This is a genomic window from Pseudomonas sp. Irchel s3b5, from assembly GCF_900187435.1.
GTDB lineage: Bacteria > Pseudomonadota > Gammaproteobacteria > Pseudomonadales > Pseudomonadaceae > Aquipseudomonas.
Window position 1 is genome coordinate 152,775 of the sequence record NZ_FYDY01000007.1, and the last position, 25,370, is coordinate 178,144.

Sequence of the window (25,370 nt, forward strand, 5' to 3'; positions counted from 1 at the left end):
TCTGTAGGAGCCGGCTTGCTGGCGATGGCGATCTCAAAATCACAAAAAATTAAGGAATAGTTGGTACATCCGGCACCACCATCTCCCCGGCACAAGCCCCGCGCAACTGCCCCTCAAACTGCTCGATAATCGTCGCCCAACCCTGGCGGCTGGCATGCTGGCGCGCATTGAGCCGCACGCAACGCAAGGTTTCCCGGTCTTCCAGCAGCCACGCCGCGGCATCGCAAAACGCCTCTTCATCTCCTGGCATCGCCAGCACGCCGTTGTAACCGTGACGAATATGCTGAGCCGCCGCCGCTTGATCGTAAGCGACCACGCCAAGCCCCGAAGCAAGCGCCTCCAGCACCACATTGCCAAAGGTTTCGGTCAGGCTCGGAAACAGAAACACATCCCCGCAAGCGTAGTGACAGGCCAGGGCTTCACCGCGTTGTGCGCCACAGAAAATCGCCTCGGGCATTTCCTTTTCCAGCGCCTGACGCTGCGGGCCGTCACCGACCACGATCAATTTCAGATTGCGCTGTGGATAAGTCGCCATGAGGTTATCGAAGGCACGCTTGAGCAGACCAAGATTCTTTTCCGGGGCCAGGCGCCCGACGTGGATGACCGCAATGTCTTCCTCAGCCAATCCCCATTGTTCACGCAGGGCGCTCAAGCGTTTGGTCGGGTGAAACAACTGGCTGTCGACCCCTCGAGACAGCAGCGCCAGGCGTTCGAAATTTCGTCGCTCCAGTTCCATGCGCTGGCTGACGCTGGGCACCAGAGTCATGGTCGAGCGGTTATGGAACCAGCGCAGGTAGTGGGTCAGCAGCCGCGTCAGCAGACCGAGCCCGTACTGACTGGAGTATTGCTGAAAATTGGTGTGAAACCCGCTGACCACCGAAATCCCCAGGCGCCGTGCTGCACGCAACGCCGACAGGCCCAACGGCCCTTCGGTGGCGATGTACAGCACGTCGGGGCGATGGCGCTTCCAGCGTCGCAACAGCTTGTGCATCGACGACTGACCCCATTGCAAACCCGGATAACCTGGGAGCGGCCAGCCCCGGCACAGCATCAACGCATCGTCGCTGTTCAGTTGCTGATCGCAACCCTGACGCGGCCGCACCAATTCCACCTGATGCCCGCGCGCGCGCAAACCGTCGCACAAGCGGCCCAGGGTGTTGGCCACGCCGTTGATTTCCGGGGGGAAGGTTTCGGTGATCAGGGTGATATGCAGAGCTGTCGTCATGACCCCAGTGTCGACTGGGGCCATGTCGTCGTTGTGACGGTGGGATGATGGATTTGTGAACGACTCAGCGTTGTGTCACCAGATTCTCGGCACCGCGCTCGCGCACCCAGAACAACGTCGCCCCGGCCACGGCTGCCGGCATCATCAGGATGTTGACCACCGGAATCAGCAGCACCAGATAAACGCTGCCGCCGAAACTCATGCTCTGCCAGCGCTTCTCGCGCAGCCAGGCGAGCATCTCGTTCCAGCCGAGCTTGTGGTTGTCCGCCGGGTAGTCGATGTACTGGATCGCCATCATCCACACGCCGAACAACAGCCACAGCGGCGCGGCGATGATGTTCACCACCGGGATGAAGGACAGAATGAACAGCCCGATCGCCCGCGGCAGAAAGTAGCCGAGCTTGCGCATTTCCCGGACCAGCGTGCGCGGGATCATCGCGATGAGCTCGCCCCAGCTGAAGGCCGGGAAGTCGTCGGTGCCGCGTACCACCACTTCGACTTTCTCCGCGAGAAAACCGTTGAACGGCGCGGCGATGACGTTGGCGAGCATGGTGAAGGTAAAGAACACCATGAACACCACCAGCACCACGAAAATCGGCCAGAGGATGTAGCTGAGAAAACTCAGCCAGTCGGGCAGCGATGGCATCAGCGTATCGACCCACAGACTGAACTGGTGGCTGGCCAGATAGATCAATCCGACGAACAGCACCAGGTTGATCGCCAGTGGCAACAGTACAAACAATCGCAGACTGGGGCTCAACACCAGCTTGAGGCCTTCACGCAGGTATTGCGGGCCGGACAGAACAGGGGCGGGCATAACGTGCTCCGAGCAAAGGGAAAACGCGCCGACCTTACCGACTTTGCCTGACGGGCGAAAGCGCGGCAGCGGTATCGACATTCACTGTAACAAAGACGTCTATATAGTCACGGGAATGGGATAGAGACCACCTATGAGCTGGATTGTTAAACCGTATTTCCTTAATCTTCGCCCCCTCGATACGCTGCACCCAATCTTTTTACAGGACGGTCGTGTTCAAGCCTTCCCCAAGCGCTTCAACCGTTCTTTTTTATTCCCGCCGGCAATCCGGCGTTCCGCGCCAGGTGTTTCGGGCCGGTCAACAGGAGCAGGTCATGTCTGAAGTCCGTCATTCGCGAGTGATTATTCTCGGTTCCGGCCCTGCCGGTTACAGCGCCGCGGTGTATGCCGCCCGTGCCAACCTCAAGCCGCTGCTGATCACCGGCATGCAGGCCGGTGGTCAACTGACCACCACCACTGAAGTCGACAACTGGCCGGGCGACGTCCACGGCCTGACCGGCCCGGCACTGATGGAACGCATGAAAGAGCACGCCGAGCGTTTTGAAACCGAGATCGTTTTCGATCACATCAACGCCGTGGACTTCGCTGCCAAGCCGTACACCCTGACCGGCGACAGCGCGACTTACACCTGCGATGCCCTGATCATCGCCACCGGCGCCAGCGCTCGTTACCTGGGCCTGCCGTCCGAAGAGGCGTTCATGGGCAAAGGCGTTTCGGCCTGCGCGACTTGCGACGGTTTCTTCTATCGCAACAAGCCTGTGGCTGTGGTCGGCGGCGGCAACACCGCTGTTGAAGAAGCCCTGTACCTGGCCAACATCGCCAGCAAAGTGACCCTGATCCACCGTCGCGAAACTTTCCGCGCCGAGAAGATCCTGATCGACAAGCTGAACGCCCGTGTGGCCGAAGGCAAGATCGAGTTGAAACTGAACGCGACCCTGGACGAAGTCCTGGGCGACAACATGGGCGTGACCGGTGCCCGCCTGAAGAACAACGACAGCAGCTTCGACGAAGTGACTGTCGACGGCGTGTTCATCGCCATCGGCCACACCCCGAACACCTCGTTGTTCGAAGGCCAGTTGACCTTGAAAGACGGTTATCTGGTGGTGCAGGGCGGTCGTGAAGGCAACGCCACGGCGACCAACCTGGAAGGCATCTTCGCCGCCGGTGACGTGGCTGACCACGTGTACCGTCAGGCGATCACCTCGGCCGGCGCGGGCTGCATGGCCGCACTGGACGCCGAGCGTTACCTCGACGACCTGCAGAACGCTTGATTCTGCCTTCGTTGAAATGAAAAAACCGGCTTCGGCCGGTTTTTTCATGGGCAAAAAAACAAATCTGTAGGAGCCGGCTTGCTGGCGATAGCGGTACATCTGCCAGTATCGACGGTGCCTGGCACACCGCTATCGCCAGCAAGCCGGCTCCTACGGGATTGGGTTCAGGACAGTTTGGCGAGGCACTCTTCGAGAATGTCCAAGCCTTCCTCCAGCACTTTCGCTTCGATGGTCAGCGGCGCCAGCAGGCGAATGATGTGGCGCGATTTTCCGCTGGGCATCAGCAGCAGACCCGCATCTCGGGCCAGGGCCAGCAGTTGGGTCAATTGTGCTGAAGCGGGCGAGCCGTCGGCGTTGATCAGTTCGATGCCGCGCATGGCACCAAAACCTGTCAGGCGCCCCAGATACGGCGTTAACTTGTTCGCGCACCAGCTTTCGTAGTGACCGACGATGGCCTCTTCCTGCTGCGCACCCCAAGCGTGCAGGTTGGCATCGCTCATTTCATCCAGCGTCGCCAGTGCGGCTGCGCAGGCGATGGGATTGCCGGAGAAGGTGCCGCCAAGCCCGCCCTTGGGCAAGTTGTCGAGCAGCGACTTGCGCCCGACCACCGCGCCCAGCGGCACGCCACCGGCGATGCTTTTACCCAGCAGGATAAGGTCTGGCTCGATGCCCAGTCGTGAGAACGCGAAACGCTGGCCGGTGCGGCCGAATCCGGACTGGATTTCATCGGCGATCAGCACGATGCCTTTGTCGTTGCAGAACGTGCGTAACTTCTGGGCGAACTCGACGTCCATGGTGAGAAACCCGGCTTCACCTTGCACCGGTTCAACGATGAAACAGGCAACGTCATCGACATCGATTTCAACACTGAACAAACGCTCCATGGCCTTGAGAGCATCAGCACAGGTCACGCCATTGTCCTTGCTGGGATACGGCAGATGAAAGACCGGCCCCGGCAGCACGCCGACTTTCTGTTTGTAGGGTGCGACCTTGCCGTTGAGATTGAGCGTGGCCAGCGTGCGGCCGTGGAACGCGCCGTCGAAGGCGATCACGGCGCTGCGTCCGGTGGCGCCACGAACGATTTTCAGGGCGTTTTCCGCCGCTTCCGCGCCGCTGTTGGTGAGCATTCCACTGACCGGGTAATCCACCGGGATGAACGCGCTCAGGCGATCCATCAGTTCGATGTAGGGCATGTGGGGCGCAGCGTTGAACGCGTAGTGGGTCAGCCTTGTGGCTTGCTCGCGAATGGCTTCGACGATGCGAGGATGGCAGTGACCGAGGTTGAGCACGCCAATGCCGCCGACAAAGTCGATGTAGCGTTTGCCATCGGTGTCCCAGACCTCGGCGTTTTTGCCGTGGCTGAGCGTGACGGGGTGAACGATGTTGATCGACTGGCTGATGGTTTCGCTGTGCATGGAGGACCGGCTCGCAAGAAGGAGGACTTCTTTTTATCTAAGCCGTGAGCAGTGGTACGGGGCAAACGAAATAAAGTTGCCGGGTCAATCTTAAAAGTCGGAATGTGCGCTCCATACTGGAAACACTAACCTGTAGGAGCGAGCGATGGACGTGAACGATAACGCTGGGAGCCTGATACCCCGCAGCGTTCTCAGGCTTATCGCGAGCAGGCTCGCTCCTACAATTTGATTCAGCGGCGGGTCAGTGGCAGTTGGGTGAATTTCACACCGCCCAGACCGTGGGCAATCAATGCGCGGATGTTGGCGTGATCGCTGCCTTCTGGTGTCGCCACCACGGAGCGGTAATGTTCACCGAAGGCCAGCAGCGCTTCTTCATCGCTCAAGCCTTCCAGCAGTGCCAGACCCAAAGTCTTGCAAGAGCCTTCGTTCTGCCCGGCTGCGTTTTCTACGCCGCCGTTGTTGAAGGACTGAGGCTGGTACTCGTAACCGGCGGCAATGAACGCCAGGGTATCGGCGAAAGCATGTTCGCCAGTCTTGAGGCTGGCGCGCAGGGTGTTCAAATCACTCATTGGGTTTTCCTTTGGCGAACGCCGCTTGTTGTTCGGCGCTGGCTTCTTGCTGATATTGGGCTTTCCACTCGGCGTACGGCATGCCGTAAACCACTTCACGGGCGTCATCGAGGCTGACCTCGATCTGGCGTTCGTCGGCGGCGGCCTTGTACCACTTGGACAGGCAGTTGCGGCAGAAACCCGAAAGGTTCATCAGGTCGATGTTCTGCACATCCTTGCGGCTGTCCAGATGGGCCACCAGCCGGCGAAAGGCGGCGGCTTCGAGTTCCAGGCGTTGTTGATCGGTCATGGGTTTTCTCTTGCGCGCTATGGGCAAAGTCGTGGAAAGGTGCGTGTATTAAAGGGATGGAGGCATGATTTTCAAGCCGCTGCGTTTCTGTTTTGCTGATCAGATAACGCAGGCATTTTCGAGTCAATCATTGACGATTCCTTTCTTGATGTGGCGCCCGCCATTGATGACGACGCTGGTTCCAGTGCTGTAGTTGGTATTGAGCAAAAACATGACGGCGTCGATCAACGGTTGCGCGCCGGGTTCAAACTCGAGAAGGGCTTTCTTCAGGGTTCGTTGAACGTATTCCTCGGTGCTGTTTTCCTTGAGGATGAGCAAGCCGGGAAGGATGGCGTTTACCCTGACCGTGGGCGCGTATTTCTCTGCGAACGACAGCACCATGTTTTGCAGGGCCGATTTGGTAGCGGCATACCCAATATGGCTTTTGCTGCCTCGCGACGAGGTTTCATCGCAGATATGGATAATGTCGGATCTTTCCAGTCGTTGCAGATGTGCCCCCAACTCCAGATTCAAATGATAGGGCGCTTCGACATGGAGTTTGAACATGGTGTTCAGGTTTTCGAGGCCATCGTCCAGCCACAAAGAGGCGTTGTGGATCACTGCACGCAAGCTGTCGAAGTTGGTCCTGATATAGGCAATCAACGCTTCGCGATCGCTCTGGAGTTCAAGGTCCGCCTGGAATGGCAACATATTTGGGTGCAGTGACTCAACAGGACGGGAGCGGCTGACGCAGATAACGATATTGCCGGCCTCTGCCAGAGTAGTGGCAAGTTGGAGGCCGACGCGCTTGCTGGTGCCGGTAACAAGTATTGGACTATTCATGGATGTGCGATCAGCTTCAGTAGGTCTATGCACGGGCTAAATACATGCAGCATAACTGAAGTCTTCTCGCTAGCGGCGACCTTCTCCCGCCTCCCGCAACAGCTGTGACGTTTGCGACTCATTCGCAGCATTGAGTTTTTACGGAAATTTTACGGAGGCGGGGGTTAGAATGAAATCCGGACGATACATGGACGTTTTTAAATGATGCCTGTACTGACTGATGTGGCTTCAGGTGTACCGCAGGGCTCCTCTCTTGAACAGGAAGAGCTGTTCCCGATTCGCGAGGTGGCACGTCTGACCGGCGTCAACCCGGTCACGCTTCGAGCATGGGAGCGGCGATATGGTCTGATTGTGCCAACCCGCACCGACAGTGGGCACCGGTTGTATTCGATGGCCGATATCGAGCGCGTGCGCAGTATTCTGGAGTGGATCGAGCGTGGCGTTGCCGTCAGCAAGATCGGTAAGATCGGTAAGATCCTCGCAAAAACAGCTCCCCTCAAAGCGTTGTCGCACCTCATCCCGAGCGACCTGGTCCAGGCCGATTACACACAATGGCAGCAACAGGTTCAGGCGGCGGTGAGTGCTTTCGACGAAGCTCATCTGGAGCAAGTCTATGGGCAGATATTTTCCAGTTATCCGCTGACAGTCGTGTTCCAGGACATCCTGATCCCGCTTTGGAAACAATTGCTGCTGCGCCAGGACACGTTCGGCCAGGCCAGTGAGTGGCTGTTCCTGGATGGCTTTCTCCGATCTCGCGTGCTGCAGCGCTTGCTGCTGGTAAGGAGCCTGCAACCTCGTCGAGTGATTGTCTGCGCGCTGTTCGACCAGTGTCGGGAACTCGAGTTACTGATCACCGCATTGTTTCTGAGCAGTGTCGATTCGGCTATTCAGGTTCTGGCGATCGGCCAGCCACTCGATGAGTTGACGCTGATCTGCGAGCGAATCAAGCCTAAGGCGTTGGTGCTTTTTTCCAATCACGCGCCGACGTCGGATTTGCCAAGGCATTTGAATCGCCTGGCCATGAGCCTCGACTGTCAGCTGCTGTTGGCCGGTGATGCGGCCGATCTGGCGCAGTCTAGCCTGGCCGAATCATCGATTGGCTGTCTGGGAAGTGAGGGCAGTATCATGCGCCAGCGACTGAAACAGTTCCTGGCGGGTAATCTGGATACCTGAGTCTTAAAGGTGCAGCGCGGGATGGGTCAGGCGATGCTGTTGCAGAATGTACTGGCGCAGGCGCTCGGTTTCGTCCGAGTCACTCTGATTCAATTCGTAGGCGTAGAAACCCTGTTCGGTTTCTTTCTCGAAAGTGCCCCGCAACGCAATCCGCTCATAGCCTGACGGGCTGAACCACAACGCGAAATGCTTCGGTGGCTTGGTCTTGTTGCGCACTTCCAGCAAGACCCCTTTGCATGACACCTCATGAACCCACATCGTGCCGGGATGGCCTTTGGCATTTTCCAGGGCCACCGGCTCCTCGAGGACCAGGCGCCAAGGCCGGACCATGGGGCCGTCTTCATAGATGCTGGGAACACCGAGACGCAGGTGCATCGCATGAAACTCGTCTTCCACCAGATGCAGGGGGAAGGTCATTTGCTGATTTTCGAAATTGGCCTGGATGGTGACTTGCTCATGGGCTGCCAGGCGCGTGAGCAAGTCGCGGATTTGCGATCCGCCATTAACGAGCAGGCTCGACGTTGCGTCCCGCACATTGAGTTGGGGGTTGTGTTGCATGGTCTGGATGAAATCCAGCTCATCTTGCGTCAGGAGTGCGTCGCGCTGCATGGCCAACTCGAAAGAAATAGTTACAAAAGCATTGGTGATTGTAGTTAATGACCATTAATTCGGTGTTTTGTTTTGGCCGTTCGTCGCTTTAAGTGCAGCCAGTTCGGCCTGTACGTCGGCCAACTGTGCTTCGAGTTGCGCAACCCGCTGCTGTGCCTTGACCTGGACCGTGACGTCCTTTTGCACACCGACGAAATAAACCTGGCCATCGTGCGGATTTTTTACTGTCGAAAGGGACAGTTCATTCCAGAAGGGAGTGCCATCCTTGCGATAGTTTCGGAGGATTTCCCGGCACGAACCTTGACTGTCCAATGCCGTGCGAATCAATGGCAAGGCCTCCTGGTCGCGGTCGCCGGACTGGAGAAAGCGGCAATCCTGATAGAGGATTTCTTCGCTGGAGTACCCGGTGAGGCGTTCGAACGCCGGGTTGACGTAAATCAGGATGTTGTCCTGCTCGCCTTCTTTCTCGGCGATCACGATGCCGTCGTTGGAAGCGTTAATCACCATTTGCAGCAGCTGTGCGTTAATCATCGTAGCGTCCCTGGCTGATTGATTGTCGATTGCATTCTAAGAGAACAATCAAGAACGTGCTGTTAATATCCCGGTCCTTTCACTCGGATTCAGGATCAGATTGATGAAAGTCGCCATCATTTCCGGCTCGGTGTACGGCACGGCTGAAGAAGTCGCCCGGCACGCGGCCAGCATTTTGAACAAGGCCGGTTTCGAAACGCTGCACAACCCACGTGCGACCCTTGCCGATATTCAGGCTTTCGGCCCCGAAGCTTTTCTGGCCGTGACATCGACCACTGGCATGGGCGAATTGCCGGACAACCTGCAGCCGCTGTACTCGACCATTCGTGATCAATTGCCGGCCGCCTGGCGTGGTTTGCCGGGTGCGGTCATCGGATTGGGCGATGCGAGTTATGGCGACACGTTCTGCGGTGGTGGCGAGCAAATGCGTGAATTGTTCGCTGAACTTGGCGTTCGAGAGGTCTTGCCGATGCTGCGTCTGGATGCCAGCGAAAGCGTGACCCCTGAAACCGACGCCGAGCCTTGGCTGGCAGATTTGATCAGCGCCTTGAACGCTTGACGGTGTTCTGACTGAGCGCTGAAAACGGCACGTATGGCCATGTTTGACGTCGGTACTTTGACATGGCCATGATTTCGCCAGCGCAGTGACTCGTCAGGCCATCAAGCTGGCTGCCAATGCAACTATACGAACCCCGTGGGGTGACTAGACTCGATCTATTGGAAACACTCCATAATAAAAAGATCGAGGTTCCTCGCCGTGAACATAGCCCCCACCCAATCGCCACGCAGTGTCAAAGACCGGGTCAGTGCAGCCGAATGGCAAACCCGTGTTGACCTCGCGGCCTGCTACCGACTGGTTGCGCAACATGGCTGGGACGATCTGGTTTTCACCCACATCTCGGCCAAAGTGCCTGGTACCGAAGACTTCCTGATCAACCCGTTCGGGCTGATGTTTCACGAAATTACCGCATCAAGCCTGGTCAAGGTCGATCAGGCCGGCAACAAGTTGATGGACAGCCCTTACGAGATCAACCCGGCGGGCTACACCATCCACAGTGCGGTGCACGAGGTTCGCCACGACGTCGAATGCGTGCTGCATACCCATACGGCGTCAGGCGTTGCGGTGTCGGCGCAGAAACAAGGCGTTTTGCCGATCAGCCAGCAATCATTGTTTGTCCTTTCCAGCCTCGCTTACCACGCCTACGAAGGCGTTGCGATCAATCACGACGAGAAAGCGCGACTGCAAGCCGACCTCGGAGAAAACAACTTCCTGATGCTGCACAACCACGGCCTGTTGACCTGCGGCAGCACCATCGCCGACACGTTTCTGATGATGTTCATCTTCCAGCGTGCCTGCGACATTCAGGTCATGGCGCAGAGCGGCGGCGCTGAACTGATTGCCATCGAACCGCAGATCCTGGCCGGTGCCAAGGCCATGATCGCGGGTGTTACCAGAAGTGCTCAAGGAATGGGTGGAGCGCTGGCCTGGCCGGCGCTGCTGCGCAAACTCGATAAACTGGACCCGGGTTATAAACTCTAATGGCACTCACCGAGATCCCCCTGTGTGTCTGGCGCAAGCGCAGCCAGACGTTCATGTTCCGTGGTCATGGCATCCATTACTGGACGGCAGGGCAGGGTGACCCGTTGTTGCTCATCCACGGCTTTCCGACCGCCAGTTGGGACTGGCATTACCTGTGGCAGCCACTGTCCCAGCGTTACCGTGTGATTGCCTGCGACATGCTCGGCTTCGGCGATTCGGACAAACCGGCCAATCATGAGTACAGCCTGCTGGAGCAGGCGGATCTGCAACAGGCGTTGCTCGCTCACCTGAGTGTCGAGCAACCGGTGCACCTGTTGGCTCACGACTACGGCGACAGCGTGGCCCAGGAACTGCTGGCGCGGCATTACGAGTCGCATGGGCAGCTGGCCAGTTGCGTGTTTCTCAATGGTGGCCTGTTTCCTGAAACCCATCGTCCGGTGCTGATGCAAAAACTCCTGCTCAGCCCGTTGGGCTGGATGATCGGTCGTGCCTTCAGTCGAGACGGGCTGGTGAAAAGTTTTCGGCAGATTTTCGGGCCGCAGACCTGTCCCAGTGAAAGTGAGATGGATGATTTCTGGAGCCTGGTCGAGCGTCATCACGGGCCACGGATCATGCACAAGCTGATCGGCTATATCCCCGAGCGCCGCGTCTGTCGCGACCGCTGGGTGGGCGCGATGCAGCGGGGTGAAGTGCCGATGCGGGTGATCGATGGCGAAGTCGATCCGATCTCCGGCGCGCACATGGTCGAGCGGTACCGGGAGTTGATTCCGGACGCAGACACGGTCCTGTTGCCCGGGATTGGCCACTACCCACAAATTGAGGCGCCGAGCCTGGTGCTCAAGCATTACCTGGCATTTCGAGATCAATTACTTTCGGCGGAACGCAAGGTGGCGTGTTCCTGAAAAGATCGCAGCCTTCGACAGCTCCTACGGAGATAGGCATGCACCCTGCAGGCGCTGCCGAAGGTGCGATCTTTTGATGGCCGCTTGAAAACCCTCCCGCATCATCCCCCAGCCTTATCGCGCACCATTCAGCCTTGCCCCTGTTCATTGTGACCCGCTGCGCCGTGCCTGACACTCAGCCCCATAGTCCCTTGGCCTGCTGGAGTCCCCCCATGAATGAGTCTGTGCGTTTCGAAGATAAAGTCGTGATCATCACCGGTGCCGGTGGTGGCCTGGGACGGGCCCACGCGCTGCTGTTCGCCAAACAGGGCGCCAAAGTGCTGGTCAACGATCTCGGTGGTTCGGCCCAGGGTGAAGGCGCCAACGCTTCGGCCGCTGACCGTGTAGTGGCGGAAATCCGTGAGGCCGGCGGCATTGCCGAAGCCAACCACGACTCGGTCACTGACGGCGACAAAATCGTCCAGCATGCCCTCAACGTCTTCGGCCGTGTCGACGTAGTGGTCAACAACGCCGGGATCCTGCGGGACAAGACCTTCCACAAAATGGACGACGCCGATTGGGACCTGGTTTACCGCGTCCACGTCGAAGGCGCCTACAAAGTTACCCGCGCCGCCTGGCCGCACATGCGCGAGCAAAACTACGGTCGGGTGATCTTCACCGCGTCCACGTCAGGTATTTACGGTAACTTCGGCCAGTCCAACTACGGCATGGCCAAGCTCGGCCTCTACGGCCTGACCCGCACACTGGCCATCGAGGGCCGCAAGAACAACATCCTGGTCAACGCCATCGCCCCCACCGGCGGCACGCGTATGACCGAAGGCCTGATCCCGCCACAGGTGTTCGAGCAACTCAAACCGGAACTGGTCAGCCCGCTGGTGGTGTACCTCGCCAGCGAAAACTGCCAGGACACCTCCGGCCTGTTCGAAGTCGGCGGCGGCTGGATGGGCAAAGTCCGCTGGGAACGCAGCCTCGGTGCCGGGTTTGATCCTCGGGCCGGTTTCTCTCCGGAAGACGTGGCGGCGCACTGGCAACAGATCTGCGACTTCGAAGGCGCGGCGCACCCGAAAGACAACATTGAAGCGCTGAAGGAAATGATGGGGAACTTGCAGAAGTACTCACTTTAACGCCGAGGGCAAGGTCGTGTTGAATGACCTTGCCGCTTTTGAGTACGTCGATCTGGAAGAGTGACCGGCATGGGTCAGCCAGGAAAATACTTGGACACCAATGCTGCCAGATTGGCTGCCGTTTGCGTATCCATCACCCCGTCGTAGTTTTCCGGACGAAAGTGCAACTGAAATGCCCGGACCAGTTGTTGGAAGCCATTGTCGCTCGACGCCCCCGTTACATCGTATCCGTATGTCTTGAACAGTCGCAGCAATTCGCTCCGGGCCGGAAGGCCGCAGGTATTGAAACGCTGGAGGAAGTTGTTTCGGGTTGCCTCATCGAACCACGCTCCAATACCTTTCAAGTAAAGCGCGTGCCAAGGAAACATTGGCCCCGGATCGCTTTTACGCCCGACCGCAATATCGGAATGGCCCAACACCTTTGTGGGGGTGATGTCCGGGTATCGCATGAGTATGTTCAGCGCCAATTGTTCAATCGCGACAATCTGTTCGCAGTGGTACGGCGGAAAAGTAAACGCACCCTCCGTGAACGAGGCCTGGTTGACGATTTCAATGCCGATTGATGTGTCGTTCAAATTGCTGCGGTTACCCCACTGGCTGACACCCGCGTGCCAGGCGCGCTGAGTTTCATCGACAAGGTTGAAGACTTCCTGCTCGGTATGATTGGCTTTTAAGTAACTGGGGTCAGTTATGTCCGGAATCAAATAATGAGCGCTGACATTAGGCCCGGTCAGCGCATTTATGGAGCTGGAAAAGTTACCGGCCGTATAGTGAAAGATCAAAAAATGTACACGACTGTTAACGCTTCGGTTCGAGCGGTGTTGCTTGTAATCGACGGGTTTCATTAAGTGACTCGCAGTGAATGAATGTACCGTCAGTCGAAGATGAGAAGCTGACGGGCTTGTCGTTCACCTTAATTGCTCGAGTGCCTTCTGTGATTACATATGCGTGTAGGTGTTTTCTGAGGGTTATGTAGGCGTGATTAGTTCAGTGCTTCTGCAGTTTTTAATCGCAAACATTACCAATAAAAAACCCACCCATAAAAAAGGCCGCTGCAAACGCAGCGGCCAATAAGACGTTGGATCCAGGAGCTACAAATCAACGTCAGTGTACCCAGGGCGATGAACCGACACTGTCAGCTCATCTGAAGTCTTTCGGCGATGGCAGATGCCGTTGCCGGGCTTTCAGCGATGTTCCGTGAAAGCCCGACAAGAATAAGCCCTTGGTCACGAAGGAAAAATACTGATTCCGGACATGCACTGTTGCAGCCCCGGCAACAGTCAGGGTTTCTGTGTCTAACGCCTGGGTGATGCCGCTGTGCCAGTCATCCTTAAGAGCTACACCGCGAATACCTCCTTGGTGCGCTTATCGACCCCGTTGCCCGGCAGTAGGGTGAGGCCTTCTGTCACTCACCGGGGAAGACGCATGACAAAAACAACAATGCGCGCCATCTTCACACCACAGGCGCTGGCCGCTGCGGTGGCTTTGGGTTGCTGTGCCCAGGCACAGGCTGTTTCGTTCAATATCGGGGAAATCGAGGGGACGTTCGACTCCTCTCTGTCGGTCGGCGCAAGTTGGGGCATGCGTGACGCGGATGATGCCCTGGTGGGCACTGTCAACGGCGGTTCCGGCCAGGCATCGACCGGTGACGACGGGCGACTCAATTTCAAGAAAGGTGAAACTTTCTCGAAGATCTTCAAGGGTATTCATGACCTTGAGTTGAAGTACGGCGACACCGGTATGTTCGTTCGTGGCAAGTACTGGTACGACTTCGAACTGAAGGACGAAGACCGCGAGTTCAAACCCATCAGCGATCACGGTCGCAAGGAAGGCGCCAAGTCTTCCGGCGGGCAGATCCTCGACGCGTTCGTCTATCACAACTACTCGATTGCCGATCTGCCGGGCACCGCGCGTGTCGGTAAACAGGTGGTCAGCTGGGGCGAGAGCACCTTCATCGGCAACTCGATCAACAGCATCAACCCGGTCGACGTGTCCGCGTTCCGCCGTCCCGGTGCCGAGATCAAAGAAGGCCTGATTCCGGTCAACATGCTGTTTGCCTCCCAGGGCCTGACAGACAAATTGACCGTGGAAGGCTTCTATCAACTGGAATGGGACCAGACCGTCGTCGATAACTGCGGCACCTTCTTTGGCGTCGACGTGGTGGCTGATGGCTGCAACAAGGGCTACACCGTCGCCAACCCGGCCATTGCCCCGTTGCAGCCGATTGCCGCAGCGTTTGGTCAGGGTTTCGAGGTCAGCAGGGAAGGCGTGATCGTGCCCCGTGGCGGTGACCGCGATGCGCGGGATTCCGGGCAGTGGGGTACGGCGCTGCGTTGGCTCGGGGACGATACCGAGTACGGCTTGTACTTCATGAACTACCACAGCCGCACACCTAACGTCGGGACCAGCACGGCCGGCCTCGGCACGCTGGCGAGCATTCCGGGGATTGTCGCCGCCGCCAACCGCATCGCCCCCGGCAGCGGTTCGGGGCTGGCCCAGAGTGTGATGCTCGGTCGCGGTCAGTATTACCTCGAGTACCCGGAGGATATTCGTCTCTATGGCGCGAGTTTCTCCACGACCTTGCCCACCGGCACCGCGTGGACCGGCGAAATCAGCTATCGCCCCAACGCACCTGTTCAGGTCAACACCAACGACCTGACCCTGGCCATGCTCAACCCGATCGCGGGCGGCGCGGCATCACCCATTGCAACCTCACCAGGCGCCGACAACAAAGGCTATCGGCGCAAGGAAGTGACGCAAATCCAGAGCACCCTGACGCACTTCATCGATCAGATCGCCGGCGCAGATCGCCTGACCCTGGTGGGCGAGGCGGGCGTGGTGCGGGTTGGTGGCCTGGAGTCGCGAACCAAGCTGCGTTATGGCCGCGATTCGGTATACGGCCAATATGGATTCGGCGGCGACACTGACGGTTTCGTGACCTCGACGTCGTGGGGTTACCGCGCCCGCGCCATTCTTGATTACAACAACCTGATCGCCGGGATCAACTTCCGTCCCAACCTGTCGTGGTCCCATGACGTGAACGGCTACGGCCCCAACGGGCTGTTCAACGAGGGTGCCAAGGCCGTCAGCCTCGGCGTCGACGCGGACTACCGCAACACCTACACCGCCAGCCTCAGTTACACCGACTTTTTCGGTGGCGACTACAACGTCCTCGAAGACCGCGACTTTGTAGCGCTGAGCTTTGGCGTGAACTTCTGATCTGGCTGAAAAGGATGAATTCAATGCGCAAGATGATTCTGCAATTCGGCACCGTTCTGGCCCTGAGCCTGCTCGCAGTCAATGTGATGGCCGCTGTCTCGGCGCAAGAAGCTGACAAACTCGGCACCAGCCTCACCCCGCTGGGTGCCGAGAAGGCTGGCAACGCCGATGGCTCGATTCCGGCCTGGACCGGTGGCATCCCGAAAAACGCCGGTGCGGTCGACAGCAAAGGTTTTCTGGCCGACCCGTTCGCCAACGAGAAACCGTTGTTCATCATCACCGCGGCAACGGTCGACAAGTACAAGGACAAACTCTCTGACGGCCAGATAGCGATGTTCAAACGCTACCCCGAGACCTACAGGATTCCGGTCTACCCGAGCCATCGGACGGTGGCCCTGCCAACGGAAATTTATGAGTCGGCCAAGCGCAGTGCACTGAACGTAACACCGATCAACGACGGTAACGGCCTGGCCAATTTCACCGGCAATCGCTACTACGCCTTCCCGATTCCGAAGAATGGCGTGGAGGTGATCTGGAACCATGTCACCCGTTATCACGGTGGCAATCTGCGCCGCACCATCACCCAGGCAACGCCGCAGTCCAATGGCGATTTCACCGTGATCCGCTTCAAGGACGAAGTCGCCGTGCCTTCGCTGCTCGGCGATCTGAAACCGGGCAGCGATGACAATGTGCTCAATTACTTCAAGCAGGAAGTGACTGCACCGGCACGGCTGGCGGGCAACGTGTTGCTGGTTCACGAGACCCTCGACCAGGTCAAGGAGCCGCGCAAGGCCTGGATCTACAACGCCGGCCAGCGTCGGGTGCGGCGTGCACCGCAAGTGGCCTATGACGGCGTCGGTACCTCGTCCGATGGACTGCGTACTACCGATAACTTCGACATGTTCTCCGGCGCGCCGGATCGCTACGACTGGAAGCTGATCGGCAAGAAGGAAATGTACATTCCCTACAACAGCTACAAACTCGATTCGCCGAACCTCAAGTACACCGATGTGATCAAGGCCGGGCACATCAATCAGGACCTGACCCGCTACGAGTTGCACCGAGTCTGGGAGGTCGTCGCCACGGTCAAGCCGAACGAGCGGCACGTCTATGCCAAGCGTCACATGTACATCGACGAAGACAGTTGGCAGGTAGCCCTGGCCGATCACTACGACGGTCGTGGCCAGCTCTGGCGTGTTGCCGAAGGGCATGCCCAGTTCTATTACGATCATCAAGTGCCGGCTTACACAGTCGAGGCGCTGTATGACCTGATTGCCGGTCGATACATTGCGCTGGGGATGAAGAACGAGGAGAAGCGCAGCTTCGAATTCAACATTGATGCAAAAGCCGGGGACTACACGCCTGCGGCCCTGCGGAGCACGGGGGTTCGGTAGTCTTCCTACAGGCTCCTACACAAGAAGGTGACTTTTCGGTCACCTTCTTTATAGGGGGCGATCAGTGTGTTGAATACTTCTTCAACAAGTGCTCGGGAGAGGTCTAGGGTGGCGCCAGAATGATAAAAAAGGCGCACCACTATGACTGCAATGACGCACTGTCTGGATCGCCCTGGATTCCTGCCTCGACTGTCATCCCATCACCTGTCACGTAAGCGATTGATTGAGCCCATGCTGGTCTCGACGGCGCGGGTGAAATTGCTTTGTGCACCGCCCGGCAGTGGCAAGAGTGCACTGCTGACCGAATGCTTGTTGCGGGCACCGGAGCAATGCCGTGTCTGTTGGCTGCCATTGGCGGGGGAGTCGTTGAGCGCGGCCGATTTTCTTATGCGTCTGTCGCAATCGCTGGGTCTGGAATCGGCGAATGAACCTGGGTTGCTGGCGCATCTGGCGCGATTACAGGCGCCGACCTGGCTGTTCCTTGATGATTACTGCCGCACGGCCAACCCGGAACTCGATCGCCTGCTCGATCGCCTGTTGGCCGTCGCCAGCCCGGCACTGACCTGGTGGCTGGGTTCCCGTCGACGGCCGCCCTGCAACTGGCCGCGACTGCTGCTGGACGATGAGTTGTACGAGTGTGAGGGCCGAACGCTGGCCTTTACCGAGGCGGAAGTGGTGCAGTTGCTCGGTGATGTCGAGCCCGGCCTGGCTGCACAAACCGCCAAGAGGGTTGTTGAGCGCAGCGGTGGCTGGTGCGCTGGTGTGCGGATCGCCTTGCTCAATGGTTGCCCGTGGTCGGGTGAACAAGGGCGCTCGGCGACGCTGCTCGATTATTTGCAACACGAATTGTTCAACGCCTTGCCAACGGAGTTGGTAGAGGTTTGGCACGTGTTGGTTCATCTGCCACGTTTCAACGCCAGCTTGTGCGAGCATCTGTTCGGCGCGGGTGAGGGCGCGCTGTGGTTGCAAGCGCTGCAGGAAATGGGTTGCTTCATCGAGCCTTGGGAAGACTCCGTCGAATGGTTACGGATTTTCGAACCATTGGCCCAGACGATACGTGAAGAACCAGCCCCGGCCGGTCGATCCTGGCATCGCCGCGCGTGCCAATGGTTCTGCGCCAACGAGGATTGGCAGGCAGCGTTCGAGCAGGCACTGCTGGCGCAAGAGCACGAGGTCGCGGTCAGCCTGTTGCAGCACTTCAGCTTTGAGCATTTGTTCAAGCGTCAGAACGTCAGCTTGTTACTCAAGCTGCACGAGCGGCTGGGCGAACAATTGACCCTGGGCACACCGCAACGAGTGGGATTGATCACGGCGGCGTTGCTGTTTGCCGGGCGATTTGAGCAGGCGGCTGCGTGCATCGGACAACTGTCACGGTTTGCCCCGCAACCGACGGCTTCTTTGCAGCGCCAGTTACTGGCGCGCTGGCAAGCACAACAGGGTTGGTTGCTGCATTTGCAGGGGCGCATGCCGGCAGCGCGGACGCACTTTACAGAAGCCCTGAGTGAACTGGCTGCCGATGCCTGGCCTGCGCGTTTGTTATGCCTGTCCGGGCTGACTCAGCAAGCGTTGCTCATTGCCGACCTCGATGCCGCTCAGGCCTTCAATCGTGACGCCTTGTGCCTGGCTCGGGCGCAAGGTTCGTTGTTGTTCGAAGGTCTGCTGGAACTCGATCACGCGCAATTGCTGGAACAGCGCGGAGCACCGCAAAGAGCCGAAGATTTGCTGGCCGATATCGAGGCAATGCTAGGGCGGCAGGCTGATCGACCGACACCCTTGCTGGGGCGAATCGCCCTGCGGAGGGGGCGCCTGGCGCTGTGTCAGGGGCAGGATGAACGGGCGGCCGGCTTTTTTCAGGCCGGCCTCGATGATTGCCTGCAAAGCCAGGACAAACATGTGTTGTACGGGTTTCTCGGGCAAGCGCAAATGGCGGCGAATCAACGCGATTATGCCCATGCGTTTGATCGTCTACGCGAAGCCGAGCGATTGATGCAACAACGGCAGATTCCCGATACGGTTTATCGAGGCGTTCTGCTACAAATCAGCAGTCATTTCTGGCTGCAACAAGGGCGACCGGAACTGGCCCGTGAGGCGCTGACCCGTGTCTTGCGTCATTACCGCGGCCCCAACGCGCGCCAGGCTCCCCCGGCTACGCTGCAGTTGATTGCGCGAATCGAATACCAATTGGTGTTGGCCGAAATGCATCTGCAACTGGCGCAAGATCCCATGGAGCAGCTCAAGGCGTTACTTGAGCACGCACAGCAACACGCCATGCTGGCGCTGGAGGCGGAGTTGCAATTGGCAATCTGCGAGGCGGCGATGCTGCTGGGCGAACCGGCCGTAGCCAGCGCGGCACTGGAGACCGGCCTGGCATTGGTTGACCGATGTCATGGTCAACAGGCATTGCGCGACTTGAGGTTACGGCAGCCAAACTTGAACTGTCGTTTGCGAGGGGAGGCGTCGGTGAGCGCGATGGCCGTGGATGCCAGTCTGTTGAGCGCTCGGGAGCTGGAAGTGCTGGACCTGATTGCCCAAGGCAACTCCAATCAACAAATTGCCGAGCAATTGTTCATCTCATTACATACGGTTAAAACCCACGCCCGAAGAATTCACAGCAAATTGGGAGTTGAACGTCGAACACAAGCCGTTGCGATGGCCAAGAAGTTAGGGTTGGTACTACAAGGTTGAGTAAGAAAATAACAGCTGTTCAATGCGTCGTAATTAATTTAAATGTTTTGTCGGGTGCATTGAAAAGGTTTTAAGTTAGTATGTGGGTGGCGCAGATAAACAGGCAGATAACATGTTCTGTAATAGGTCGCTACTCATTAATCTGGAGTTGTTGAGTCATGGAAGAACTGAATGTCGAGCGAGTGCACGCCATGCTGCATGCAAGGATTGGCGGGCGTGGAATTGATGTCGATAAAGTATATATCAATGGTGTCCTTTCGTTGGATAATCCACTGGTTACTTATTCTGAAACCTTGGTGTGGGCACTATTTTTAAAGTTGCAGGAAGGTGAAATTCCTTGTTTCGAGGGCGAGAATTTTGGGGTTTTTTCTGAAGGCTACACATTTGATCCGATGTATCGCTTCAAAGCATTGGATTTTGACGAAATTAATGGATTGGCTTCAAGCATTGCCCAAGTGTTTCTCGGCGAATCGGTAGCTTGACGAAAATGACAGTGCTGACTCGTTAGTTGGCACTGTCGCTTTTTTCAAGTTGCCGGTGCAGCAGGTTCAAACCCCATGCGCCAGCTCACTGCCCGGGTGGCGGATAACAAACGCTGCGCCGCTGGACCGTTTTCATCGGCATGAAACAGCGAGGTCGGTCCGACGACCGTGAGCACAGCCGCAATCTTGCCCATTGCATTGAACACCGGTGCCGACAGCGCATCCACGCCTGGCATCAACAATCCATGCACATGATGCAGACCCCGTTGACGGATCTGCTCGCACATTGCTGTGTACGCCTGATCATCCGCCAAGGCGTGAGCCGTGCTGTTTTGTAGTTCCTGATCACGAAGGTCCACGGTTTCACGCGTAGGCAGGTAGGCGCCGAAAACCAACCCGGTGGAGGAACTGAGCAACGGCAACACCGACCCCAACTGCGTCACTACCGTCACCGCACGCACCGCCGGTTCGATATGCACCACGGTTGCGCCCTGATTACCCCACACCGCCAAAAAGCAGGTTTCGTTCAGGTCATCGCGCAGCTCGGCCAGTGGCAGGGCGGCGACTTTAAGGACGTCCATACTGTTAAGTGCCGCCAGCCCGACGCGCAAGGCTTCACGGCCCAGTCCGTAATGGTTGGTGGCAGCGTTCTGTTCGGCAAAGCCGCTGGCAATCAATGCCTGCAGATACCGATGAACCTTGCTTGCTGGCATCTGCACGTGTTCGGCCAGGCGCGACAGTGAGGTCGAGGGCGACAACTCGGCCAGTGCCTTGAGGATGTCGGTGCCGACTTCGGCCGAGCGGACTTTCTGCTTGCCGTTGCCGTTGCTGTCGCTGGTCTTTTCCATGGTGGTGCCGGGATCTCGGGACGAATGGGCGTCTTTATAGCTTGACGGTCAATACCAATCAAATTACGTTAAGCGTAATTGAATTACGATAAAAATAACCCCGGCGTGCCACGACCTCGATTCTGGAGTGATGGGCCATTGCCGACTCCCTGTTCAGGAGGCTCCATGAACTCCGATTCAACCCTGGCCTATCAGTCAGGCTTCGGCAACGAATTCAGCAGCGAAGCATTGCCTGGCGCATTGCCTATCGGTCAGAACTCCCCGCAAAAAGCCCCGTACGGCCTCTACACCGAACTGTTTTCCGGCACCGCATTTACCATGGCGCGCAGTGAAGCGCGGCGGACCTGGATGTACCGCATTCAGCCGTCCGCCAATCATCCGGCATTCGTCAAACTTGACCGGCAACTGGCCGGCGGACCGTTGGGTGAAGTGACCCCCAATCGCCTGCGCTGGAACCCGTTGGAGATCCCTGCCGAGCCGACCGATTTCATTGAAGGTCTGGTGAGTATGGCGGCGAACTCCGGTGCGGATAAACCGTCGGGGATCAGCATTTACAACTACCGCGCCAACCGTTCCATGGAACGTGTGTTCTTCAATGCCGACGGTGAACTGCTGCTGGTGCCGGAGCTGGGACGCCTGCGCATTGCCACCGAACTCGGCGTGCTGGATCTGGAACCCCTGGAAATCGCCGTACTGCCGCGGGGCTTGAAGTTCCGCATCGAACTGCTCGACCCACAAGCCCGTGGCTACGTCGCCGAGAACCATGGCGCGCCGATGCGCTTGCCGGATCTGGGCCCGATTGGCAGCAACGGCCTGGCCAACCCGCGGGATTTTCTGACCCCGGTGGCGGCTTATGAAAACCTGCAACAACCGACGACGCTGGTGCAGAAATTCCTCGGTCAGCTGTGGGGCTGTGAGCTCAATCATTCGCCGCTGAACGTGGTGGCCTGGCACGGTAACAACGTGCCGTACAAATATGATCTGCGCCGCTTCAACACCATTGGCACCGTTAGCTTCGATCACCCGGACCCGTCGATTTTCACCGTGTTGACCTCGCCAACCAGCGTCCATGGCCTGGCCAATCTCGACTTCGTGATCTTCCCGCCACGCTGGATGGTCGCCGAGAAAACCTTCCGTCCACCATGGTTTCACCGCAACCTGATGAACGAATTCATGGGCCTGATCCAGGGCGAATACGATGCCAAAGCCGAAGGCTTCGTACCCGGCGGTGCGTCATTGCACAGCTGCATGAGCGCCCACGGCCCGGATGGCGAAACCTGCACCAAAGCAATCAACGCTGACCTCAAACCGGCGAAAATCGACAACACCATGGCCTTCATGTTCGAGACCAGCCAAGTGCTGCGTCCGAGCCGTTTCGCATTGGATTGCCCGCAACTGCAAACTTCCTACGACGCCTGCTGGGCCACGCTGCCCGCCACTTTCGACCCGACCCGGAGATAACCCATGACGCAGACTTCCATCACTCGCAGCTGGGTTGCCTCCGCAAACGGCCACGCTGACTTTCCACTGCAAAACCTGCCATTGGGCGTGTTCAGCATGAACGGTTCGGCACCGCGCAGCGGTGTGGCCATTGGCGAACATATCTTTGATCTGCAAGCGGCGCTGGACGCCGGGCTATTCGAAGGCGCCGCAAAAGCAGCGGTCGAAGCCACACGTGACGGCCAGTTGAACGCTTTCTTTGAATTGGGTCGCGAGGCGCGTGTTGCCCTGCGTGAGCGCCTGCTGGAGTTGTTCGCCGAGGGCAGCACCTTGCACGGCAAGATCGAAGCCCAAGGTGCAAAGCTGTTGCCACTGGCGGCGGATTGCGAGATGCACCTTCCAGCAAAAATCAACGACTACACCGACTTCTACGTCGGTATCGAGCACGCGCAGAACGTCGGCAAACTGTTTCGCCCGGACAACCCGCTGCTGCCGAACTACAAGTATGTGCCCATCGGCTATCACGGCCGCGCCTCGACCATTCGCCCATCCGGTACCGACGTGCGCCGTCCGAAAGGCCAGACCTTGCCGGCCGGCCAGACCGAACCGACGTTTGGCCCTTGTGCGCGTCTTGATTACGAACTGGAGCTGGGAATCTGGATCGGCCAGGGCAACGACATGGGCGACTCCATCGCCATCGGTGACGCGGCCGATCACATCGCCGGTTTCTGCCTGCTCAACGACTGGTCGGCACGGGATATCCAGGCTTGGGAATACCAACCGCTGGGTCCATTCCTGTCGAAGAGTTTCATCACCAGCATCTCGCCGTGGGTGGTGACGGCCGAAGCGCTGGAGCCGTTCCGTCGTGCCCAGCCGGCACGCCCAGAGGGTGACCCGCAGCCGCTGGCGTACCTGTCCGACAAGCGCGATCAAGCGGCGGGCGCCTTCGACATTGAACTGGAAGTGTTGCTGCTCACCGAAACCATGCGCGAACAAAACCTGCCGGCCCATCGTCTGACGTTGAGCAACACTCAGCACATGTACTGGACCGTGGCACAAATGGTCGCGCATCACAGCGTCAACGGTTGCCAGTTGCAGGCCGGTGACCTGTTCGGTTCGGGCACGTTGTCGGGGCCGGAAAACGGGCAGTTCGGCAGCCTGTTGGAAATTACCGAGGGCGGCAAAAAGCCGATCGAACTGGCCTCGGGCGAAGTGCGTAAATTCCTTGAGGACGGCGACGAAATCATCCTGCGTGGCCGTTGCCGCCGCGAAGGTTTTGCCTCCATCGGCTTCGGCGAATGCCGCGGCAAAGTGCTGCCGGCGCGTTAAGAGGGACGGGCATGGAACTCTATACCTATTACCGCTCGACTTCGTCCTACCGGGTGCGCATTGCATTGGCGCTCAAGGGGCTGGATTACCGGGCGCTGCCGGTCAACCTGATTGCACCGCAAGGTGGCGAGCATCGCCAGCCGCCGTATCTGGACGTCAACCCGCAAGGTCGTGTTCCGGCCCTGCGCACCGACGAAGGCGAACTGTTGATCCAGTCACCCGCGATCATCGAGTACCTGGAGGAGTGTTATCCACAGGTACCGCTGCTTTCCAAAGATCTCGCTGCTCGCGCCCATGAGCGGGGAGTGGCGGCGGTGATTGGCTGCGATGTGCATCCACTGCACAACGTCAGCGTGCTCAATAAGCTGCGACAGTGGGGTCATGACGAACCGCAGGTGGTGGAGTGGATCGGGCACTGGGTCAGCCAGGGGTTGGCGGCGGTGGAAACGTTGATCGGTGATGAGGGTTACTGCTTCGGCCCTGAGCCGGGCCTGGCGGACGTCTACCTGATCCCGCAGTTGTACGCAGCGGAGCGGTTCAACGTCTCCCTTGAAGCGTATCCGCGAATCCGGCGAGTGGCGGCATTGGCGGCCACGCACCCGGCGTTCATCAAGGCGCACCCGGCGAATCAGCCAGATAGCCCTTGATCCAAAGAGATCGCAGCCTTCGGCAGCTCCTACGAGAATGGGCTGTGATCTTTTGCTTTTAGTGGACGATGGAGTTGGGCGGTAAATGCCCCAACCGTTCCGTGAGGCGAATCCGCTGGATCGGGTCGTCGCTGAGCAGTAATGCATGTTCCAGGTCGAAGCGTTCGGCGTTCGGGCAATCCAGACGTTGGTACAGACTGGCGCGGGCCAGGTAGTCCGAGGCGTTGGCGCTACCCAGTTCCAGCACGCGCTCGGCATCAATCAAGGCACCGATAAAATCGTCATGGGATAAGTGCAGCTGGCGCAGGTTGCGAGACAGGCGTTGCAGCATCTGCGCCGGCTCGGCGGTCAACAGATGCTCGGCGCTGAGTTTCATGTTCGGGCCGTACTGGCGGTACAACAGTTCCCTGCAATCGTTCGGATAAAGGCGACGGCCACCGCAAGGGTCGAGCAAATGATCGGCGCCCGGTACGCGCAACAGAAAGTGCCCGGGGAAGTTGACCCCAACCAGGGGGATCTCCAGGCCATGCGCCAGCTCCAGTGCAATCAAGCCCAACGTCAGCGGTTGTCCGCGTCGGCGCTCCAGTACTTTATCGAGCAGTGCGACTTGCGGGCGCAAGGGGGTGGCATCGTCCTGGGCGAATCCCAGGTCATTCAGGCGTCGTAACAGCGGCTGGGCCAGCTCGCCTACGGGTAGCATCGGCAAACCACCACTGACCCGTTGTTGCAATTGCTTGAAGTCCGCCAGAATGGTTTCGGGCTTCACCTCGTTGTCATGCTCGACTGCAATCCACAGCGCCGCCTCGAACAGCGCGGGCGGTGAACGTTGCAGACAGGCAAAAAACGATTGGCGCGGGGTCATCAGAATCTCCGGGCAATGCCTCGTTTTAGCCTCGTCTGCGGCATTCGTCCAGTCCCGCGCAAGGTGGTTGCGGGTTATTTCCGAAAGCTTCTATAGCGGGCTCGCTTATTCCGGTGCGCTTCTGCAATTTTTGAGCGCAAGCCTATACTGGCGACTACAAGAAGTGATTCGGGAGCC

At 58.4% G+C, this 25,370-nt stretch carries 24 protein-coding genes; 13 read left to right on the top strand and 11 right to left on the bottom strand.

Features of this window, described 5'->3' with window-relative positions; all coding sequences use genetic code 11:
- Nucleotides 1-49: 49 nt before the first annotated feature.
- Nucleotides 50-1,249, bottom strand: a complete 1,200-nt coding sequence (locus CKW15_RS10625) for a glycosyltransferase family 1 protein (protein WP_095059861.1) — start codon at nucleotides 1,247-1,249, stop codon at nucleotides 50-52.
- Between the two features lie 40 nt (nucleotides 1,250-1,289).
- The gene (gene cysZ, locus CKW15_RS10630) at nucleotides 1,290-2,042 is read right to left on the bottom strand and encodes a sulfate transporter CysZ (RefSeq protein ID WP_095059860.1); all 753 of its coding nucleotides are present in this window, start codon (nucleotides 2,040-2,042) and stop codon (nucleotides 1,290-1,292) included.
- Nucleotides 2,043-2,356: 314 nt separating this feature from the next.
- On the opposite strand from cysZ, the gene trxB reads away from it, so the two are divergent.
- The gene (gene trxB, locus CKW15_RS10640) at nucleotides 2,357-3,313 is read left to right on the top strand and encodes a thioredoxin-disulfide reductase (RefSeq protein ID WP_095059859.1); all 957 of its coding nucleotides are present in this window, start codon (nucleotides 2,357-2,359) and stop codon (nucleotides 3,311-3,313) included.
- Between the two features lie 164 nt (nucleotides 3,314-3,477).
- Here trxB and CKW15_RS10645 read toward each other — a convergent pair whose 3' ends face one another.
- The 4 genes from CKW15_RS10645 to folM all read right to left on the bottom strand — a co-directional run bounded on the left by CKW15_RS10645 (nucleotide 3,478) and on the right by folM (nucleotide 6,408).
- A complete protein-coding gene (locus CKW15_RS10645; protein WP_095152086.1) occupies nucleotides 3,478-4,728 on the bottom strand; it encodes an aspartate aminotransferase family protein in 1,251 nt (416 codons plus the stop codon).
- A gap of 230 nt (nucleotides 4,729-4,958) precedes the next feature.
- Nucleotides 4,959-5,297, bottom strand: a complete 339-nt coding sequence (locus CKW15_RS10650) for a HopJ type III effector protein (RefSeq protein ID WP_095059857.1) — start codon at nucleotides 5,295-5,297, stop codon at nucleotides 4,959-4,961.
- A complete protein-coding gene (locus tag CKW15_RS10655; RefSeq protein WP_008026968.1) occupies nucleotides 5,290-5,586 on the bottom strand; it encodes a DUF1244 domain-containing protein in 297 nt (98 codons plus the stop codon). The genes CKW15_RS10650 and CKW15_RS10655 overlap by 8 nt, the downstream gene beginning before the upstream one ends.
- A 123-nt stretch (nucleotides 5,587-5,709) precedes the next feature.
- On the bottom strand, nucleotides 5,710-6,408 hold the full coding sequence (gene folM, locus CKW15_RS10660; protein WP_095059856.1) for a dihydromonapterin reductase: 699 nt from the start codon (nucleotides 6,406-6,408) through the stop codon (nucleotides 5,710-5,712).
- Between the two features lie 204 nt (nucleotides 6,409-6,612).
- On the opposite strand from folM, the gene CKW15_RS10665 reads away from it, so the two are divergent.
- Nucleotides 6,613-7,581 carry a MerR family transcriptional regulator gene (locus tag CKW15_RS10665; protein ID WP_095152112.1) on the top strand — a complete coding sequence of 323 codons (969 nt, stop codon included), beginning with the start codon at nucleotides 6,613-6,615 and terminating at the stop codon, nucleotides 7,579-7,581.
- A 3-nt stretch (nucleotides 7,582-7,584) separates the two neighbouring features.
- On the opposite strand, the gene CKW15_RS10670 is transcribed toward CKW15_RS10665, so the two are convergent.
- Nucleotides 7,585-8,190 carry a hypothetical protein gene (locus CKW15_RS10670; RefSeq protein ID WP_095059855.1) on the bottom strand — a complete coding sequence of 202 codons (606 nt, stop codon included), beginning with the start codon at nucleotides 8,188-8,190 and terminating at the stop codon, nucleotides 7,585-7,587.
- A 54-nt stretch (nucleotides 8,191-8,244) separates the two neighbouring features.
- Entirely contained in the window at nucleotides 8,245-8,721 is a 477-nt protein-coding gene (locus CKW15_RS10675) for a PAS domain-containing protein (protein ID WP_095059854.1), read from the bottom strand.
- Nucleotides 8,722-8,824: 103 nt separating this feature from the next.
- Here CKW15_RS10675 and CKW15_RS10680 point away from each other — a divergent pair, with 103 nt between their 5' ends.
- The 4 genes from CKW15_RS10680 (at nucleotide 8,825) to CKW15_RS10695 (ending at nucleotide 12,287) form a co-directional block, all read left to right on the top strand.
- A complete protein-coding gene (locus tag CKW15_RS10680) occupies nucleotides 8,825-9,280 on the top strand; it encodes a flavodoxin (protein ID WP_095059853.1) in 456 nt (151 codons plus the stop codon).
- A gap of 198 nt (nucleotides 9,281-9,478) precedes the next feature.
- On the top strand, nucleotides 9,479-10,261 hold the full coding sequence (locus CKW15_RS10685; RefSeq protein ID WP_095059852.1) for a class II aldolase/adducin family protein: 783 nt from the start codon (nucleotides 9,479-9,481) through the stop codon (nucleotides 10,259-10,261).
- Nucleotides 10,261-11,163, top strand: a complete 903-nt coding sequence (locus CKW15_RS10690; RefSeq protein ID WP_095059851.1) for an alpha/beta fold hydrolase — start codon at nucleotides 10,261-10,263, stop codon at nucleotides 11,161-11,163. Before CKW15_RS10685 ends, CKW15_RS10690 begins: the two co-directional genes overlap by 1 nt.
- A gap of 212 nt (nucleotides 11,164-11,375) precedes the next feature.
- Nucleotides 11,376-12,287, top strand: a complete 912-nt coding sequence (locus CKW15_RS10695) for an SDR family oxidoreductase (protein WP_095059850.1) — start codon at nucleotides 11,376-11,378, stop codon at nucleotides 12,285-12,287.
- A gap of 74 nt (nucleotides 12,288-12,361) precedes the next feature.
- On the opposite strand, the gene CKW15_RS10700 is transcribed toward CKW15_RS10695, so the two are convergent.
- On the bottom strand, nucleotides 12,362-13,132 hold the full coding sequence (locus CKW15_RS10700) for an N-acetylmuramoyl-L-alanine amidase (protein WP_095152087.1): 771 nt from the start codon (nucleotides 13,130-13,132) through the stop codon (nucleotides 12,362-12,364).
- Between the two features lie 580 nt (nucleotides 13,133-13,712).
- On the opposite strand from CKW15_RS10700, the gene CKW15_RS10705 reads away from it, so the two are divergent.
- The 4 genes from CKW15_RS10705 (at nucleotide 13,713) to CKW15_RS10720 (ending at nucleotide 20,067) form a co-directional block, all read left to right on the top strand.
- The gene (locus CKW15_RS10705) at nucleotides 13,713-15,506 is read left to right on the top strand and encodes a DUF1302 domain-containing protein (RefSeq protein ID WP_095059848.1); all 1,794 of its coding nucleotides are present in this window, start codon (nucleotides 13,713-13,715) and stop codon (nucleotides 15,504-15,506) included.
- Nucleotides 15,507-15,529: 23 nt separating this feature from the next.
- Nucleotides 15,530-16,900, top strand: a complete 1,371-nt coding sequence (locus CKW15_RS10710) for a DUF1329 domain-containing protein (RefSeq protein WP_095059847.1) — start codon at nucleotides 15,530-15,532, stop codon at nucleotides 16,898-16,900.
- A gap of 141 nt (nucleotides 16,901-17,041) precedes the next feature.
- Entirely contained in the window at nucleotides 17,042-19,585 is a 2,544-nt protein-coding gene (locus tag CKW15_RS10715) for a LuxR C-terminal-related transcriptional regulator (RefSeq protein ID WP_095059846.1), read from the top strand.
- A 158-nt stretch (nucleotides 19,586-19,743) separates the two neighbouring features.
- Nucleotides 19,744-20,067 (top strand): hypothetical protein, encoded by a 324-nt coding sequence (locus CKW15_RS10720; RefSeq protein WP_095059845.1) that lies wholly within the window; start codon nucleotides 19,744-19,746, stop codon nucleotides 20,065-20,067.
- Nucleotides 20,068-20,111: 44 nt separating this feature from the next.
- Here CKW15_RS10720 and CKW15_RS10725 read toward each other — a convergent pair whose 3' ends face one another.
- A complete protein-coding gene (locus CKW15_RS10725) occupies nucleotides 20,112-20,915 on the bottom strand; it encodes an IclR family transcriptional regulator (protein WP_095059844.1) in 804 nt (267 codons plus the stop codon).
- 165 nt (nucleotides 20,916-21,080) lie between these two features.
- Between CKW15_RS10725 and hmgA the strand changes: the two genes are divergently transcribed.
- The 3 genes from hmgA to maiA are packed head-to-tail and all read left to right on the top strand — an operon-like array spanning nucleotide 21,081 to nucleotide 24,331.
- Nucleotides 21,081-22,376, top strand: coding sequence for a homogentisate 1,2-dioxygenase (gene hmgA / locus CKW15_RS10730; protein ID WP_095059843.1), 1,296 nt, complete (start codon nucleotides 21,081-21,083; stop codon nucleotides 22,374-22,376).
- Nucleotides 22,377-22,379: 3 nt separating this feature from the next.
- Nucleotides 22,380-23,684 (top strand): fumarylacetoacetase, encoded by a 1,305-nt coding sequence (gene fahA / locus CKW15_RS10735; protein ID WP_095059842.1) that lies wholly within the window; start codon nucleotides 22,380-22,382, stop codon nucleotides 23,682-23,684.
- 11 nt (nucleotides 23,685-23,695) lie between these two features.
- Entirely contained in the window at nucleotides 23,696-24,331 is a 636-nt protein-coding gene (maiA, locus tag CKW15_RS10740) for a maleylacetoacetate isomerase (protein WP_095059841.1), read from the top strand.
- A gap of 58 nt (nucleotides 24,332-24,389) precedes the next feature.
- Here the strand turns inward: maiA and CKW15_RS10745 are convergent, their stop codons facing one another.
- Nucleotides 24,390-25,193 carry a SirB1 family protein gene (locus tag CKW15_RS10745; RefSeq protein ID WP_095059840.1) on the bottom strand — a complete coding sequence of 268 codons (804 nt, stop codon included), beginning with the start codon at nucleotides 25,191-25,193 and terminating at the stop codon, nucleotides 24,390-24,392.
- Nucleotides 25,194-25,370 lie beyond the last annotated feature (177 nt).